Consider the following 15,930-nt stretch of genomic DNA (forward strand, 5'->3'; position numbering starts at 1 on the left):
TCGTAGAATCCGGTTCGCGCGCCGGCTTGAGCGGCGCGCCTTCGCTAGGGGTGTTGGTGGCCAGGCGCCATCGACTGAGACAGTCCCTTTGAACCTGATTGGGGTAATCCCCGCGCAGGGAAGCAGCCGAATCGCAGCCCCATCTTTTCGTCTCCCGGGGCCAGGCGTCTTCAGTGTTTGCCGACCTGCCATCGCTTTGCATTCCGATGGCAAACCACTCCCTTTCCATGCTCGGCGCCGCTGCGGCGCTGCTCGCCGCCCAACTCGCCACGGCCCAGACCTTGCCCCAGGTCAGCGTGACCGGCAAGGCCACCGAGGCCGCAGCCGGCCTCGCCGGCTTCGGCGACCCGCCGGCCAGGCTGCCGATGCAGGCCGTCAGCCTCTCCGCGGAACGCCTGGCCGACAGCGGCATCGACCAGCTCTCCGGCCTGACCAGGCTAGACGCCTCGGTCTCCGACAGCTACAACGCCATCGGCTACTGGAGCCAGCTCAAGGTGCGCGGTTTCGACCTCGACAACCGCTTCAACCTGCGCCGCGACGGCCTGCCGATCAACGGCGAGACCTCGCTGAGCCTAGCGAACAAGGCCGCCGTCGAGGTGCTGAAGGGCAGCTCCGGCATGCAGGCCGGCACGAGCGCGCCGGCCGGCCTCGTCAACCTCGTCGTCAAGCGCCCGCTGGCCGACGACGCGACGACACTGGTGCTTGGCGCCATCCAGGGCGGCACCGTCGAGGCCAGCCTCGACCACTCGCAGCGTTTCGGCGCCAACCGCGAGTTCGGCCTGCGCGTCAACCTCGCCGCGGCTCGCCTCGACCCGACACTGCGCAGCAGCAAGGGCAACTCGCACACCGCCGCGCTGGCGGCCGACTGGCGCGTCAGCCCCGACACCCTCGTCGAGGCCGAGGTCGAGTTCAACCGCCAGGCCCAGCCCAGCCAGGACGGCTTCAGCCTGCTCGGCAACACCCTGCCCGACGCCCGGCGCATCGACCCCAACATCAACCTCAACAACCAGCCCTGGACGCAGCCCGTCGTCTTCGACAACACCCACGCCTCGCTGCGCCTGCAGCAGAAGCTGGCCGGCGACTGGCACGCCCAGGCCCATTTCGGCATCCAGCGCCTGCGCACCGATGACCGCAACGCCTTCGGCTTCGGCTGCACGGCGGAGAACAACTACACGAGCTATTGCTCCGACGGCACCTTCGACCTTTACGACTACCGCAGCGAGAACGAGCACCGCGACACGACCTCGCTCGACCTCTCCGCCAGTGGCCCCGTGCAGCTGGCCGGCCTGCGCCATGACCTGACCGTGGGCGGCCTGACAAGCCAGTTCAAGGGCCGCTTCCAGCGCCTGGCCTACAACTACGCCGGCACGGGCAACATCGACGGCAGTGCCGTCACACCGCCCGCACCCGACCTGACCGGCGAGAACACCAACCTCACGGAGCGCAGCAACGAGCTCTACCTGCGCGACCGCGTCGCCCTGGGCGCCGACACCACCGCCTGGCTGGGTCTGCGCCACACCCGGCTGCACCGCGAAAGCGTGCAGACCGACGGCAGCCAGGCCACCGCCTATTCGCAGGGCATCACGACCCCGTGGGTCGCCATCAGCCACGCGATCACCGCGGACTGGCTGGCCTATGCCAGCTGGGGCCAGGGCGCGGAGAGCGAGGTCACACCCAACCGCCCCTTCTACGCCAACAAGGGCCAGGCCCTGCCGGCGCTGAAGAGCCGCCAGACCGAGATCGGCCTGAAGACCGGCACCCAGCGCGTGGAGGGCGCGCTGACGCTGTTCGACATCCGCCGGCCGGTGTGGAACGACATCGCGCTGCCCGGCTTCAGCGACTGCACGCTGGACAACAGCTGCGAGCACCGCGCCGACGGCTACGCCCGCCACCGCGGCATCGAAGCCAGCGCCGACCTGAAGTGGAGCGGCGGCGGCCTGTTCGCCAGTGCGCAGCGCCTGCGGGCGCGCCGCGAGAGCAGCGCGGACGCGAGCCTGAACGGCCTCACCCCGCCCAACACGCCGCAGACCACGCTGAAGGCCCAGCTGCGCCAGGACCTGCTGCCCGGCCTGCAAGCCCTGCTCGGCCTGCAGTACGAAGGCCGCCGCTACGCGACGCCCGACAACGGCATCCCGGTGCCCGCCTGGACCGTCGCCGACGCCGGGCTGCGCTACACCCAGGGCATCGGCAACCAGACCTGGATCTGGCGCGCCGCCTTAGACAACCTGAGCAACCGCCGCGCCTGGCGCGAGTCGCCCTGGCAGTTCGAGCACAGCTACCTCTACCCCCTCGCGCCGCGGACTTTGCGCGCGAGCCTCGAGGTCCGCTTGTGAAGCGCCTTAAAAAGCCCCTATAATGGCGGGCTCTGTTCCTCGATAGCTCAGTCGGTAGAGCGCCGGACTGTTAATCCGTAGGTCCCTGGTTCGAGCCCAGGTCGAGGAGCCAACAGAAATTTGACGCACATCGCAACCGTTCGGTGTGCCGACATACCAACCATTCCTCGATAGCTCAGTCGGTAGAGCGCCGGACTGTTAATCCGTAGGTCCCTGGTTCGAGCCCAGGTCGAGGAGCCAAATCAAGCCTCATCCGCGCAAGCGGATGGGGCTTTCTTCATTCCTCCCGGAGCCTCCCATGAGCAACCTGCCCGCCTGCCCCAAGTGCCAGTCCTCCTACACCTACGAGGACGGCGCCCAGCTGATCTGCCCCGAGTGCGGCCACGAGTGGTCGGCCCAGGGCGCGGAAGCCGCCGCCACCGACGAGGTGCGCGTCATCAAGGATGCCGTGGGCAATGTGCTGCAGGACGGCGACACGGTCACCGTCGTCAAGGACCTGAAGATCAAGGGCTCGTCCCTGGTCGTCAAGGTCGGCACCAAGGTCAAGAACATCCGCCTCACCGACGGCGACCACGACATCGACTGCAAGATCGACGGGATCGGCGCGATGGGCCTGAAGTCGGAGTTCGTGAAGAAGCTGTGAGCGCCGCGATCAGGTGAAATCGCGCGCCTCGTCCGGCGGCGTCCAGGCGATGACCTTGTCGTCGCGCAGCCGCTCTGCGTCGCTCAGGCCGATCGCCTGGGCCACGCCCTGCGGGAAGTCGCCGTGCGGCGCATTGCCTTCGATGTCCAGTTCATGGGCACGGGCACTCCAGCAGGCCAGGTAGAGAAGGCTGGAATAGGTCGGGTCGGCGCACTCGCGCGGCTCGCACTGGAAGCGGATGGCCTCGACCAGGTTGTCCGGGAACAGCCAGCGCGCGGCAAAGGCGGCGCCGACCTCCGGATAGGCGAAGCCCAGCTCGGCGACCTGCGCCTCATAGCGGCCGTCGTCGGCGGCAAAGGCCGGCCGCAGGCACGCGCAATCGGGCATCGCCATCTTCATGATCAGGTCGCCGGTGCCATGCAGCAGGCCTGCCGTGAAGGCCAGCCCCTGGTCCAGCCTCAACTCCTCGGCCAGCGACTGCGCGATCTTCGCGACGTCCAGGCTGTGGCGCCAGAACTCGGTCATGTCCACGCCGGGCACGCCTCGGAACGCCGCGCCCACGGCCGCTGCCTGCACGAGCTGGCGCGTGGCGTTCAGGCCCAGCATGGCCGTGGCCGCCTCGACCGTGCCGATGCGCTGGCCACCCGTGCTGTAGCGCGCGGAGTTCACCAGCCGCAGCAGGCGCACCGTCAGCCCGACTTCGCCGGACAGCAGCCGATTGACCCGCTGCAGATCGGGTTCTTCATGCTGCAGCTCCCCAAGAATTCGATTGACCGCCTCTGGCAATGACGGGATCAAGGCATCGGCAGCGAGCAGGTCTTCGAGTTTCACGGGATACCTCGCAAGGAATAGCGCAATGCTAATAGCCTGCCTTGCGGACCGGAAACGGCTTGCCCTGCTGGCGCCTCTCCGCCTCGCCAGCCGGCGCAGCAACTGCGCCGGAACGGTAATTCGCCACGGTTACTCAGAACAACGCGTGCAGCTCCGCGAAGGCGGCCCGCCGGTTGTCGAAGGGGTTCTGAAGCGCGCCGACATGGCGCCGATAACCCGCCCTCAGCTGCACGAAGGCGATGGGCGTGTACTCGTAGACCAGGCTGTAGCGCGCCTTGCCGTCGTGGGCGGCGTGCAGGCCGGGGTCGAGGAATTCGCTGCTCAGCTTCAAGTTGTGGCCCCGGCTCAGCAACCAGTCGGCCTCCAGCAGCGTCGCCAGCTGGCGGCGCCGGCCGCCGGCGAAGCCGTCGTCGCCGATGAGATGGAGTTCGCCCAGCCAGGCCACGGGCCGGTCACCGGGCCGGCGAAGAAGCCCCAGGCCTGGCGGTTGCCCGCGCTCGAAGTCAGCTGCACCGTCGCCACGCCCACGCGGCCCCAGGGCTGCAGCCAGACGAGCTGGCCCGTGAGCTGGTGCCCCGTCACGCCGCCCCGGTTGCCCGGGGCCTTTGCTGTAGGCCAGCTGAGCCGAGAAGCTGCTGCCCTCGTGGCCGAGCTCCAGCCCTTTGTCCGGCACCGCCATGCTGACGCCGCTGAGCTGGCGCACGAAGGCGAGGTTGTCCTGCAGCCGCCAGCCGTAGGGCAGGTAGAACTGGCCGGCCTTGGCATACCAGCCCAGGCCCGGCGTCTGCAGCCGCAAATAGGCCTCCTGGCGCGCGGCCTTGCCCGGCGCGAGCTGCTCGTCGACATAGGCGCCGAGTCAGTCCTTCACCAGCTGCACGTCGGCGTAGAGCCGCGCCTGCTCGGTGCCGCCGACGCGGCTGCTCGGCTGGCCGGGGATGGCGGTACGCGTCGTCGCGGTGCGGAAGTCGCCGCCCAGGCGCAGGCGCTCGTTCAGCAGTGCCCCCCTGCCATCCCTGCAATGCCCCGGGCAACGCGTTGGCCGGGATCGACCCCTGGGCGAACGCATTGCCCACCGCGTTGCGCAGGCCGCCGCCGGTCGGGTTCACATGGCAGGCCACGCAATCCAGGCCCGCGCGGACGGCCAGATAGGGCTCGGCCCGGCAGATGGCCGGCAACAGCAGCGCGAGCAGGCAGCAGGACAGCAGCCGGCCCACTGCCCTCACTGTGCCGCCCCGTTGTCGATCCACTGGCGGATCAGGCCGATGGTGGTGGCGTCGAGATAGGGGCCGCCGAAGGGCATGCGCGCACCCACGGCCGCGTGGCCCTCGAGCTTCTGCACGATGTAGCTGTTGGCCGCATCGCCGGGTGCCACGCGCTTGATCGATGGCACCTCGGCGCTCGCGACGTTGACCAGCATCATGTAGCTGTTGGCCACGTCCAGCTTCAGGCCCTGCGGCGCCGCTGCGCCGGCATGGCAGGCCGAGCAGATGGGCGTGAACACATGGGACTGGATGGAGGCGAAGGTCGCCGTCATCGGTGGATTGGGGTCGGTGCCCGGCGACCCGCTCGAGCCGCCGTAGCCACCGCCGCCGCCGCAGCCCGCCATGCCCACCAGAAGGGCGCCGGTCGCGCCGAGTCGAATTGCAGAGGTCTTCATCGCCGTCCTTTCGTGACACACGGCGGTATGTGCCTCCCGGTGTCGCGAGGGTTCAGCGCATCGACGGGTTAGAGGGCGGCGTTGAAGCTCAGCACGGCTGCACGCCGGCGCGTCGGGTCCGTCCAGGTGTAGGGCCCGCCGCGGCTGGCCGTGACCCAGGCGAGCTGGAGTTCGCAGCCACGCCCCAGCTGCCAGGACAGGCCCGCGCGCAGGTCGATGCGCGTCGGGCCAAGCGGCTCGACATAGGCCGGCAGCGCCGCGCCGCGCCCGCGCAACACGCCGGCATGGCCGAAGGCCGCCACCTCCGGGCCCAACGGCCAGCGCAGGTTGAACTCGCCATAGACGCTGCGCTGGCCGCTGCCGTAGTAGTTGGGCGAGTGGTGCAGGCGCAGGCTCCAGCGCTCGCCGAGCAGGCCGGCATAGACCTCGGCGAAGTCGTATTGCGACAGGCGCTCGAAACGGTTCCACAGCAGCCCGGCCTCGCCGTCCAGGCCTGGCCGAAGCGCGACGACGCGACCGCCGTAGACGCGCAGCCAGGCCCCCTGGTGCTCGGCATCGAAGCGGGCGTGCGTCAGCAGCGCACCGGCATAGCCGCCGGCGTCGCCGTCCCAGGTGAGGCCGAGTTGCGCGCTCGGGCGGTTGCCGCTGTAGGACAGGCCCCGGTCGCGCGAGTCGGTTTGCAGCGACAGCGTCGCACCCACGTCCGCCCGCACGGCGCCGGCAAGCAGCGCTGCGGTCAGGCTCGTCAGGCAGGCCAGGCGCGTGGAAGGCATCAGTCGGCAGTTTGCCGCAGGGTGGCGCAGGCCATGGCCCCGCGCGCACCGGCATGGCGTGCCAGCGTCGCGCAGCTGTCGATATGCCCCTGCGCCGCCATGACGAAGGCCGCCCGCGCTGCCACGGTGCCGTGCGCGCCATCAAGTTCGCGCACCAGGGCCAGCAGGCCGGCCGCATGCGCGGCCGCGAAGGACGAACCCGACACCAGCGCCCAGCCGCCGCCGGGCGCCGTGCTCGGCACGTCACGCCCCGGCGCAAGCACCGCGCCCTCGGGCAGCGGCGGCGCGCTGCCGACGACGAGCACGCCGGGGTGGTCGGCCGGGAAGGGCCCGCCCGCGCCCGGCAGCGCCGCGACGATGCTGGCGCCGCGCGCCTGGGCCTGGTCCAGCAGCAGCCCGAGCAGGCGGTCGTCCGGCCCGCCCAGGCTCATGTTGATGATGTCGGCGCCCTGCTGGATGGCCGCGTACAAGGCCCGGGCCAGGCCGAGGCTGGTACACAGCGTCCGGGCCTGCGCCGCCTGCCAGCAGGCCCGCAGCGCGAGCAGCCGGGCCTGGGGCGCAACGCCGGCGATGCCGACGCCGTTGTCGGCGCGTGCCGCGATGATGCCGGCCACGGCCGTGCCATGGGCCTCGGCGGGCGGCGGGCGGTCGTCGACGAAGTTCGCGTTCAGCGCGACCTGGCCAGCCAGGTCGGGGTGGCCCGCCTCGACGCCGCTGTCGACGACGGCCACGCGCACGCCACGGCCGGTGGCGAGCCGGTGCAGTTCGGCCAAATGCCATTGCCGGGCCGCGGGCTGGGCTGCATAGAGCGGCTCCTGCTGCGCCCCCTGGGCCTGGAAGAGGCCGACCGGCTGGGCCCAGGCCACGCGCCGGTCCCCGGACATCGCCTGGGCCGCCTCGGCCGGGCTGCGCGCGTCGCCGTCGCGCAGGCGCATGACGAAGCAGTCCACGCCGGCCAGCGGCATCGGCCACTCGCTGTGCATCTCGAGGCCATGCTCCCGGGCCAGCGCCTCGGCGACGCGCTGGCGCGCCTGCCGGCCCACGCCCTCGCCATAGGTTCCGGCATAGCTGCCATCGGGCCTGTAATGGGCCTTGGGCAGCTGCAGCATCACGAGGACCTGGCGCTGCGCCGCCTCGGCCTGGGCCATGGCGCCGCCGCCACACAGGCATGCGAACAACAGCAGCCAGCGCAGCCAGTGCTTCATCGCGGCGGCCCCGGTTGCAGAGGCTCGGCCATCTGGACGATGGGCGCCACGCGCAGCGCCGCCAGGCCGCGGGCGTCCACGCGCAACAGCCAGGCGCCGGTCTCGGTCGGGCCGGCAACGATGCCGGCGTCATGCGCCTGAAGCAGCTCGCGCAGTTGGCGCTCGCTGGTGCCGGGCTTGAACATCACGAGGGCGTCGGCCACGACTGGCGCCGTACCAGGTGCAGCGGCGGCCGACAGGCCCTGGTAGTCCGGCGCCTCGTTGCGGGCCTGCAGCCACAGCGCCAGCAGCGCCGCGACGGCCATGCCCTGCAGGCCCAGGGCCCAGGGCATCCAGCGCGGCGGGCGCGGGCGCAACTCGGGCACGGGCTGCATGCGGGCATGCAGCCGGGCCAGGCCGGCCTCGACATCGCCGCCCTCGGGCAGCGCGCCGGCCACGTTCAGCAGGGCCTGCATCGGGCCCTCCGCGGCCAGCTCGTCCCGGCAGGCGGGGCAGTGCAGCAGGTGCTGCTCCACCCATTGCCGCTCGGCCTCGCCCAGCTGGCCGCGCGCCAGCCAGGGCAGCAGGGCCTGCGCGGCCACATGCTCGTCGTACTCCATCCGGACGACCACGCTCATGACGCCTCCCCCTGGCCCGGCCCGGCCAGATCGTCCAGCAGCAGGCGCAGCCGGCGGCGCGCGTAGAACATGCGCGTCTTCACGGTTTCGGGCGGGCAGCCCACGACCTCGGCGATCTCGGCATAGGCCATATCGTGGAAGTAGCACAGCTCGACGACGGCGCGGTGCTCCACCGAAAGCTCGGCCAGCGCCCCGGCCAGCCGCCCGCGCAGCTGCGCCAGGCCCAGCCGCTGCTCGGGGCCGGGGCCGGGGTCGGCGGGCTCGTTCACGACGTCGGCCTCGAGCGGCAAGTCCAGCCGGCTCAGCGCCTTCAGGGCCTTGCGATAGGCGATGCCGAACACCCAGGTCGACAGCTTGCTGCGGCCGTCAAAGCTGTCGGCGCGCTGCCAGACGACGAGCAGGGTGTCGTTCAACACCTCCTCGACCTGCTCGCCGCGGCGCAGCATGTGCACCAGGAAGCGCCACAGCCGCGGGTGGTAGAGCCGGTAGAGGGCGTCGAACTCGGCGCGCCGGCCCTGCCTGACGCCGGCCAGCAGCGCCAGCTCCAGCGCCTCGGTCACCGGCGCGCCGGGCTCCTCGGCGGCGGGGTTCTCACGCCTGTTCCTGATGCTGGGCCACTTCAACATGCTGGGCACATTCCGGTGCGGGCAAGGGGTTGGGATGCGCGTGAGTGCCGGGGCGGCACCCAAAGGTTCAAGGCATCCTAGACGCAACCTTGCGCCAGGGGCGCTATCGTTGCATCCATGAGCGATGCTGGCGCCCTGTCCATCCCCGAGCCGCCCGAGGCCTGGGCCGCCGGGTCGCCGGATGCCGAGCCGCAGTTGCTGGCCGCCGGGCCGCAGGAATGGCGCATCAGCGGCGACTGGACCTTGCTGGCCTTGCGCGGGCGCTACGACGAGTTCCGCCAACGCATCGCCGCCGCAGTGGCGGAGCCCGGCGAGGCGCTGTGGGACCTGCGCGGCCTGCGCCGGCTGGACACCGCCGGCGCGCTGACGCTGTGGCAAGGCTGGGGGCGCAAGCCGCCGGCGCGGCTGCTGTGGCTGCCCGAGCATGTGACGCTGTTCGCGCAGTTCATGCAGCCCGGCGCGGTGCCGAGGCGCCGGGCGCGCCTGGCCCCGGGCATGGCCCTGGCCGGCTCGCGGCTGCTGGCCTTCGCCCGCCACGCGGTCGACATCGTCGCGCTGACCGGCCGCCTGGTGCTGGACCTGGGCCGCATGCTGCGCCACCCGTCGCTGATCGGCTGGCGCGAAATCTCGGCCAATGTCTTCCGCACCGGCGCGCAGGCGCTGCCGATCACGGCGCTGGTGGGCTTTCTCGTCGGGCTGACGCTGTCCTACCTGATCTCCAAGCAGCTCAGGGCCTATGGCGCCGACATCTTCGTCATCAACATCCTGGGCCTGGCCGTGCTGCGCGAGCTCGGGCCGTTGCTGGCGGCCATCATCGTGGCCGGGCGCTCGGGCTCGGCGATGACGGCGCAGATCGGCGTCATGCGCGTCACGCAGGAACTGGACGCGCTGTCGGTGATGGGCATCTCGCACACGGTGCGCCTGGTGGCGCCCAAGGTCATCGCGCTGGCGCTGTGCCTGCCGCTGGTCGCGCTGTGGACGGGCGCGCTGATGCTGCTGGGCGGCATGGCGGCGGCGCGCATGCAGCTCGGCATCGACCCGCTGCAATTCCTGCATGTGCTGCCGCGCGTCGTGCAGCCCGCCAACCTGTGGCTGGGCTGGAGCAAATCGGTGCTCTTCGGCGGCCTGATCGCGCTGCTGGCCTGCCACTTCGGGTTGCGCGTCAAGCCCAACACCGAGAGCCTGGGCCTGGGCGTCACGCAGTCGGTCGTTACGGCCATCACGCTGGTCATCGTCGTCGACGCGGTCTTCGCGGTACTTTTTTCGAACGTGGGCATATGAGCGCCGAAGCCATCATCGAAGTCGACAACGTCAGCACCGTGCTGGGCGGCCACGTCATCCACCGTCACCTAAACCTGACCGTCTACCGCGGCGAGGTCATGGCGCTGATCGGCGGCTCGGGCTCGGGCAAGACGACGCTGCTGCGCCTGCTGCTCGGCCTGGAGGTGCCCACGGCCGGCAGCGTGAAGATCTTCGGCCACCCGCTGGGTCGCTGCGCCGCGCGCGACCTGGAGTGCGTGCGCTACCGCTGGGGCGTGCTGTTCCAGAACGGCGCGCTGTTCTCGGCGCTGAACGTGTTCGACAACGTCGCGCTGCCGCTGCGCGAGCTCAAGAGCGTGCCGGACGACCTCGTCAAGCCCCTCGTCATGCTCAAGCTCGCCCAGGTCGGCCTCAAGCCCGAAGACGCGCTCAAGCGCCCGGCCGAGCTGTCCGGCGGCATGGTCAAGCGCGTGTCGCTGGCGCGCGCCCTCATCCTCGACCCGCAGCTGCTCTTCCTGGACGAGCCCACCGCCGGCCTGGACCCGGACAGCGCCAAGCAGTTCGTCAAGCTGCTGCGCCGACTGCGCCAGGAGCTGGAGCTGACCGTCGTGATGGTCACGCACGACGTGGACACGCTGTTCGCCGTCGTCGACCGCGTGGCCGTGCTGGCCGACCAGCACATCATCGCCTGCGGGCCGCTGGCAGACGTGGCCCGCCTGCCCCATTCCTTCGTGCGCAACTTCTTCCTCGGCCACCTCGAGCGCTGCGCCGAGGAGGACCTGCGGCGCTTCCGCCTCAGCCTGGACGACACCAGCGAGGACGGCGGCGTGCCGGCCGTGCTGCGCGAAGCCGAAGAGATCCACCACTGACCCTCATGGAAAACAAAGCCCACGCCATCGCCGCCGGCCTCTTTGTGCTGCTGCTCGGCTTCGCGCTCGCGGCCACCGTCGCCTGGTTCCAGGGCGACCGCACCGAGCGCGTGCACTACACCGTCGTGTCGCGCAGCGGTGTCACCGGCCTCAACCTGAAGGCGCCGGTCAAGCTGCGCGGCGTGGAGGTGGGCCATGTCGAGGGCATAGGCTTCGACCCGACCGATGCGCGCCAGATCCTCGTCGACATCGCCGTCGACGTGGCCGCCCCCGTCTCCACCAGCGCCTATGCCCAACTCGGCCTGCAAGGCGTCACCGGCCTGTCCTTTGTCGCGCTTGAGGAGGCCGATGCCGAGGCGCCGTTCAAGCGCGCCGAGCCGGGCGCCCGCATCGCGCTGCGGCCCACGCTGCTGGACCGCCTGGCCGAGAGCGGCCCCAACCTCGTCGCCGGTTTCGCCGAGACCGCCACGCGGCTCAACGCCGTGCTCAGCGACGACAACCGCGCGCAGCTCGGCGAGGCCCTGGTGCAGCTGCGCCAGGCCGCCGGCGACACCAGCCGGCTGATGGCCGCGCTGCAGCCGGCCGCGCGCGAGCTGCCCGGCCTGCTGAAGGATGCCGATGCCGCCACCCAGCGCGCCGACGCGGCGCTGCGCCGCGTCGAGGCCCTGGCCGCCGATGGCCAGCAGCTCGCCCAGGACCTGAAGGCTCGCGCCGCGATGCTGGACCGGCTGGAGGCCGCCGCCGCTCAGGTCCAAGCCACGAGCCGCAACCTCGAGCTCGCGCTGGTGGGCGACACGCCGCCGCGCACGCGCCCGCTGCTGTCCGACATCTCGGCCGCCAGCCGCAGCGTCGAGCGCGCCGCCAACGAGGTCGGTGAACAGCCGCAAAGCCTGCTCTTCGGCCGTGGCGCGCGCCCACCCGGCCCTGGCGAGACCGGCTTCGAGCAACGCCAGAAGACCGGCACCAAATGACCCTCCGACTCCTTGCCACGACCCTCGCCGCGCTGCTGCTGAGCGCCTGCTCGCTCGCGCCCGTCGCCCCGGCCAAGACCGTCTACGACCTCGGCCCCGCGCCGGCCGCGCCCGCCGGCGGCGGCGGCCCGCTGGCCTGGCGCATCGCCGACGTGACCGCCCCGCCCTGGCTCGGCGGTGACGGCATCGCCTACCGGCTCGGCTACGAGCAGGCACTGCGCCAGCAGCACTACCGCGACAGCGTCTGGGCCGCGCCCCCCGCCGCGCTGCTGACCCAGCGCCTGCGCGAGCGGCTGGACACGCCGCCCGGCTGCGCCAACCGGCCCGCCGCGCTGCTGGCCGTCAGCCTGGACGAGTTCGAGCAGGTGTTCACGAGCCCGGCGAGCAGCCAGGTCGTGCTGCGCGTGCACGCGACGCTGTGGCCCGCCGGCGCCACCGGCCCGACGCTGCAGCAGCACTGGCGCCTGGAGCGCCCCGCCGCGACACCCGACGCCGCTGGCGCCGTGCGCGGCCTGGCCCAGGCCGTGGACGAACTGCTGCCGCAACTGGCCGACTGGCTGGTCGTATCGGCCTGCCGCTGAGGGTGTCGATGGACATGCTGGCCGTCTTCACCACCGTCGCGACCGAGGCCCAGGCCGATGCGCTGGCCGGCGCCGCCATCGAGGCGCGGCTGGCCGCCTGCGTGCAGGCCGAAGCCATCCACAGCACCTATCGCTGGCAGGGCCGGATCGCCAACCAGTCGGAAATCCGCCTGCTGTTCAAGACCCGCCGCGAGCACTACGCTGCCCTCGAAAGACTGCTGCGGGAACGGCATCCCTACGAGCTGCCGGCGATCTTTGCGCTGGAGGTGGCGGCGGCGTCCCCCGGCTACGCGGCCTGGCTGCAGGAATCGCTCGACGGCGCGCCACCGCAGCCGCAGGGCGGCGAGCCACAGGCTTGAGGATGGATCGCGGCGCGCGGCGATGGAATTCCGGGCGACGCGGCGTCACACTCGGGCCAACCGACCGCCGCCCCCAGCCATGAACGAACTGCTCGCCGCCTACCGCTACACCAGCAACAACCACGCGCAGATCGAGGCCAGCAAAGTCTGCGGCTGCTGCAACTGCGTCGAGCTGTTCAAGCCCGAGGACATCGTCGGCTGGACGGGGCTGACCGTGCAGAACATGGACGACCCCAAGGCCATCCGCCAGCAGACCGCGATGTGCCCGCGCTGCGGCAGCGAGGCCGTGCTGGGCGATGGCTGCGGCTTCGCTATCAACGCGAACTTCCTCGCGCGGATGAACGAGGCCTGGTTCCAGCGGACGATGATCCACCGGCCGGCGCAAAAGAAGCCCTGAAACCCGGCTTGGCACGCCCCCGGCAGGCGGCGCATACTGCCCCGCATGGCCATCGCCCACGCCACTCCCGGTCAAGCCATCGACATCCGGCCCGCCGCCGCCGACCCCGACGGCGCCCGCACAGTGGCGCTGTTCAAGTCGCGCGACCTGGAGGTCATGCGCCTCGTGCTGCCGGCCGGCAAGGCCCTGCCGCCGCACAAGGTGGCGCGCGAGATCACCATCCAGTGCATCAGCGGCGCGCTGGCCGTCAACACCGCGGCCGGCCGGCACGAGCTGAAGGCCGGGCAGTTGCTCTACCTCGACCGCGAGGCCATGCACGACGTGCAGGCCCTTGAAGACGCGATGGCCCTGGTGACGGTCGCCCTGCCCTGAGAACCCAGGCGTTGTCGCCCCTGGGACGCCGGGGCGCCGGCCAGGGTGCTTCAATGGCGGCCGTTTGCATGAACAGGCAGCCCCATGAGCACCATCAACCACCAGATCGTCCTCGCCTCGCGCCCTAAGGGTGAGGTCACGCCCGACAACTTCCGCCTCGTCGAGGCCCAGCTCCCGCCGCTGGCCGAGGGCCAGGTGCGCGTGCGCAACCACTACCTGAGCCTGGACCCCTACATGCGGGGCCGCATGAACGACAGCAAGAGCTATGCGGCCTCGCAGCCGCTGGACGAGGTCATGATCGGCGGCACCGTCGGCGAGGTGGTCGAGTCCCGCAACGCCAATTTCGCCGCCGGCGACAAGGTCGTCGGCATGGGCGGCTGGCAGGAATACTTCACCGTGGACGGCGGCCAGCGCGGCGTGCTGAGCAAGGTCGACACCACCCACATCCCCCTGTCCGCCTATCTCGGCGCGGTCGGCATGCCGGGCGTCACCGCCTGGTACGGACTGATGAAGATCATCAACCCCAAGGCCGGCGAGACCGTCGTGGTCAGCGCCGCCAGCGGCGCGGTCGGCAGCGTCGTGGGCCAGCTCGCCAAGGCACGCGGCGCCCGCGCGGTGGGCCTGGCCGGCGGCGCAGACAAATGCCGCTATGTCGTCGAGGAACTGGGCTTCGATGCCTGCATCGACTACAAGCAGCATGCCGACCTGAAGTCGCTGTCCGCCGCGCTGAAGGCCGAGTGCCCGAACGGCATCGACGGCTATTTCGAGAACGTCGGCGGCATGATCCTCGACGCCGTGCTGCTGCGCGCCAACGCCTTCAGCCGCATCGCCATGTGCGGCATGATCTCCGGCTACAACGGTGAGCCCATCCCGCTGACCTACCCGCAGCTCATCCTGACCAACCGCATGAAGGTCGAGGGCTTCATCGTCTCCGAGCACATGGAAGTCTGGCCCGAGGCACTGAAGGAGCTGGGCGGCCTGGTGGCCTCGGCCAAGCTCAAGTTCCGCGAGTCCGTCGCCCAGGGGATCGCCAGCGCGCCCGAGGCCTTCATGGGCCTGCTCAAGGGCCGCAACTTCGGCAAACAGCTGGTGAAACTGGTCTGATGCGCTGGACCTGCGCGCCCTTCGCCGAGTTGAGCGTGCAGCTACTCCACGACGCCTTGGCCCTGCGCTCCGAGGTCTTCGTCGTCGAGCAGAACTGCGTCTTCCTCGACATCGACGGCCTGGACCCGCAGGTCTGGCATCTGCTCGGCCACGGCGACGACGGCAGCCTCAGGGCCTATGCGCGGCTGATCCCGCCCGGGCTCAAGGCGCCCGACGCACTGATCGGCCGCGTCGTCACCGCGCCCGCCGCCCGCGGCGGCGGAACGGGCCGCGCGCTGATGGCCGAAGCCGTCGCGCAGTGCGAACGGCTGTGGCCGGGCCACGGCATCACGCTGCATGCCCAGGCCCATCTGCAACGCTTCTACGCCGGCTTCGGCTTCCTGCCGGTCGGCGAGCCCTACATCGAAGACGGCATCCCCCACCAGGAGATGCGCAAGGAGACCGCATGAAAAAGACCGCAGTGATCACCGGCGCCGGCTCCGGCTTCGGCCTGGAAACCGCCCGCCTCGCCGCCAAGCGCGGCATGAACCTCGTCCTCGTCGACGTGCAGGCCGATGCCCTCGACAAGGCGGCCTCGGAGTTCAAGGACGTCGAGGTGCTGGCCCGCGTCGTCGATGTCGCCAAGGCCGAGCCGATGGAGGCGCTGGCCGCGGCCGTGCAGGAGCGCTTCGGCGCGCCGCACTTCGTCTTCAACAACGCCGGCGTCGGCTCCGGCGGCCTGATCTGGGAGAACGCCCTCAGCGACTGGGAATGGGTGCTGGGCGTCAACCTGATGGGCGTCGTGCACGGCGTACGCCTGTTCACGCCGATGATGCTGGCCGCCGCCAAGGCCGACCCCGGCTACTCGGGCCACATCGTCAACACCGCGTCGATGGCCGGCATGCTGAACCCGCCCAATATGGGCGTCTACAACGTGTCCAAGCATGCCGTCGTGTCGCTGTCGGAGACGCTGTATCAAGACCTGTCCCTCGTCACCGACCAGGTGCACGCCTCGGTGCTCTGCCCCTTCTTCGTGCCCACCGGCATCAGCCAGAGCCACCGCAACCGGCCGGGCGAGTTCGCTGCGCCCAAGCCGACGAAGAGCCAGCTGATCTCGCAGGCCCAGACCGACAAGGCCGTGTCCTCCGGCAAGCTGACCGCGGCCGACGTGGCGGCGCTGGTGTTCGACGCCGTCGACCACGACAAGTTCTACATCTTCAGCCACCCGCAGGCCCTGGCCGGCGTGCAGACGCGGCTGGAAGACGTGATGCTGCTACGCAACCCGACCGATCCCTTCATCGACAAGCCCGAGATCGGCGCCGCGCTGCGCGCCAAGCTGCGAGCGGACTGAAG

20 protein-coding genes, 2 tRNA genes and 1 riboswitch are annotated in these 15,930 nt (G+C 71.0%); of the genes, 14 read left to right on the forward strand and 8 right to left on the reverse strand.

The window, feature by feature from the left end:
* Positions 1-36: 36 nt before the first annotated feature.
* A riboswitch (TPP riboswitch) is annotated at positions 37-138 on the forward strand.
* An 89-nt stretch (positions 139-227) separates the two neighbouring features.
* The 4 genes from EV671_RS04365 to EV671_RS04380 all read left to right on the forward strand — a co-directional run bounded on the left by EV671_RS04365 (position 228) and on the right by EV671_RS04380 (position 2,976).
* Complete coding sequence (locus tag EV671_RS04365) at positions 228-2,333, forward strand: TonB-dependent siderophore receptor (protein ID WP_243655575.1); 2,106 nt, start codon at positions 228-230, stop codon at positions 2,331-2,333.
* A 36-nt stretch (positions 2,334-2,369) separates the two neighbouring features.
* Positions 2,370-2,445 (forward strand) — tRNA-Asn (locus tag EV671_RS04370).
* A 52-nt stretch (positions 2,446-2,497) separates the two neighbouring features.
* Positions 2,498-2,573: transfer RNA gene (locus tag EV671_RS04375), tRNA-Asn, on the forward strand.
* A gap of 58 nt (positions 2,574-2,631) precedes the next feature.
* Positions 2,632-2,976, forward strand: a complete 345-nt coding sequence (locus EV671_RS04380) for a zinc ribbon domain-containing protein YjdM (RefSeq protein WP_132570060.1) — start codon at positions 2,632-2,634, stop codon at positions 2,974-2,976.
* Between the two features lie 9 nt (positions 2,977-2,985).
* Here EV671_RS04380 and EV671_RS04385 read toward each other — a convergent pair whose 3' ends face one another.
* From EV671_RS04385 to EV671_RS04420, 8 genes are all read right to left on the reverse strand, one after another.
* Entirely contained in the window at positions 2,986-3,807 is an 822-nt protein-coding gene (locus EV671_RS04385; RefSeq protein ID WP_165917466.1) for an HDOD domain-containing protein, read from the reverse strand.
* A 133-nt stretch (positions 3,808-3,940) separates the two neighbouring features.
* Positions 3,941-4,603, reverse strand: coding sequence for a hypothetical protein (locus tag EV671_RS04390; RefSeq protein ID WP_132570062.1), 663 nt, complete (start codon positions 4,601-4,603; stop codon positions 3,941-3,943).
* Positions 4,604-4,663: 60 nt separating this feature from the next.
* On the reverse strand, positions 4,664-4,873 hold the full coding sequence (locus EV671_RS04395; protein ID WP_132570063.1) for a hypothetical protein: 210 nt from the start codon (positions 4,871-4,873) through the stop codon (positions 4,664-4,666).
* A 153-nt stretch (positions 4,874-5,026) separates the two neighbouring features.
* Entirely contained in the window at positions 5,027-5,464 is a 438-nt protein-coding gene (locus EV671_RS04400) for a hypothetical protein (RefSeq protein WP_132570064.1), read from the reverse strand.
* 68 nt (positions 5,465-5,532) lie between these two features.
* The gene (locus EV671_RS04405; protein WP_132570065.1) at positions 5,533-6,237 is read right to left on the reverse strand and encodes a TorF family putative porin; all 705 of its coding nucleotides are present in this window, start codon (positions 6,235-6,237) and stop codon (positions 5,533-5,535) included.
* Entirely contained in the window at positions 6,237-7,442 is a 1,206-nt protein-coding gene (locus tag EV671_RS04410) for a S8 family peptidase (RefSeq protein WP_243655576.1), read from the reverse strand. Before EV671_RS04410 ends, EV671_RS04405 begins: the two co-directional genes overlap by 1 nt.
* Positions 7,439-8,059: a zf-HC2 domain-containing protein gene (locus EV671_RS04415; RefSeq protein ID WP_132570066.1), complete on the reverse strand. Its 621-nt coding sequence runs from the start codon at positions 8,057-8,059 to the stop codon at positions 7,439-7,441. Before EV671_RS04415 ends, EV671_RS04410 begins: the two co-directional genes overlap by 4 nt.
* On the reverse strand, positions 8,056-8,685 hold the full coding sequence (locus EV671_RS04420; RefSeq protein ID WP_132570067.1) for an RNA polymerase sigma factor: 630 nt from the start codon (positions 8,683-8,685) through the stop codon (positions 8,056-8,058). Before EV671_RS04420 ends, EV671_RS04415 begins: the two co-directional genes overlap by 4 nt.
* Before the next feature lie 117 nt (positions 8,686-8,802).
* Between EV671_RS04420 and EV671_RS04425 the strand changes: the two genes are divergently transcribed.
* From EV671_RS04425 to EV671_RS04470, 10 genes are all read left to right on the forward strand, one after another.
* A complete protein-coding gene (locus tag EV671_RS04425) occupies positions 8,803-9,966 on the forward strand; it encodes an ABC transporter permease (RefSeq protein WP_207911088.1) in 1,164 nt (387 codons plus the stop codon).
* Entirely contained in the window at positions 9,963-10,814 is an 852-nt protein-coding gene (locus EV671_RS04430) for an ABC transporter ATP-binding protein (protein WP_132570068.1), read from the forward strand. Before EV671_RS04425 ends, EV671_RS04430 begins: the two co-directional genes overlap by 4 nt.
* 5 nt (positions 10,815-10,819) lie before the next feature.
* Complete coding sequence (locus EV671_RS04435; RefSeq protein ID WP_132570069.1) at positions 10,820-11,785, forward strand: MlaD family protein; 966 nt, start codon at positions 10,820-10,822, stop codon at positions 11,783-11,785.
* The gene (locus EV671_RS04440) at positions 11,782-12,366 is read left to right on the forward strand and encodes an ABC-type transport auxiliary lipoprotein family protein (RefSeq protein WP_132570070.1); all 585 of its coding nucleotides are present in this window, start codon (positions 11,782-11,784) and stop codon (positions 12,364-12,366) included. Before EV671_RS04435 ends, EV671_RS04440 begins: the two co-directional genes overlap by 4 nt.
* A gap of 8 nt (positions 12,367-12,374) precedes the next feature.
* Positions 12,375-12,725 carry a divalent-cation tolerance protein CutA gene (gene cutA / locus EV671_RS04445; RefSeq protein WP_243655577.1) on the forward strand — a complete coding sequence of 117 codons (351 nt, stop codon included), beginning with the start codon at positions 12,375-12,377 and terminating at the stop codon, positions 12,723-12,725.
* A 79-nt stretch (positions 12,726-12,804) separates the two neighbouring features.
* On the forward strand, positions 12,805-13,122 hold the full coding sequence (locus EV671_RS04450; RefSeq protein WP_132570072.1) for a hypothetical protein: 318 nt from the start codon (positions 12,805-12,807) through the stop codon (positions 13,120-13,122).
* Positions 13,123-13,167: 45 nt separating this feature from the next.
* Positions 13,168-13,494 (forward strand): cupin domain-containing protein, encoded by a 327-nt coding sequence (locus EV671_RS04455; protein ID WP_132570073.1) that lies wholly within the window; start codon positions 13,168-13,170, stop codon positions 13,492-13,494.
* Positions 13,495-13,578: 84 nt separating this feature from the next.
* Positions 13,579-14,598: an NADP-dependent oxidoreductase gene (locus tag EV671_RS04460; protein ID WP_132570074.1), complete on the forward strand. Its 1,020-nt coding sequence runs from the start codon at positions 13,579-13,581 to the stop codon at positions 14,596-14,598.
* Positions 14,598-15,047, forward strand: a complete 450-nt coding sequence (locus tag EV671_RS04465; protein WP_132570075.1) for a GNAT family N-acetyltransferase — start codon at positions 14,598-14,600, stop codon at positions 15,045-15,047. Before EV671_RS04460 ends, EV671_RS04465 begins: the two co-directional genes overlap by 1 nt.
* Entirely contained in the window at positions 15,044-15,928 is an 885-nt protein-coding gene (locus tag EV671_RS04470; RefSeq protein WP_132570076.1) for an SDR family oxidoreductase, read from the forward strand. Before EV671_RS04465 ends, EV671_RS04470 begins: the two co-directional genes overlap by 4 nt.
* The last annotated feature ends 2 nt before the right edge of the window (positions 15,929-15,930 follow it).

This window comes from Roseateles saccharophilus (assembly GCF_004342485.1).
Lineage (GTDB): Bacteria > Pseudomonadota > Gammaproteobacteria > Burkholderiales > Burkholderiaceae_C > Pelomonas > Pelomonas saccharophila.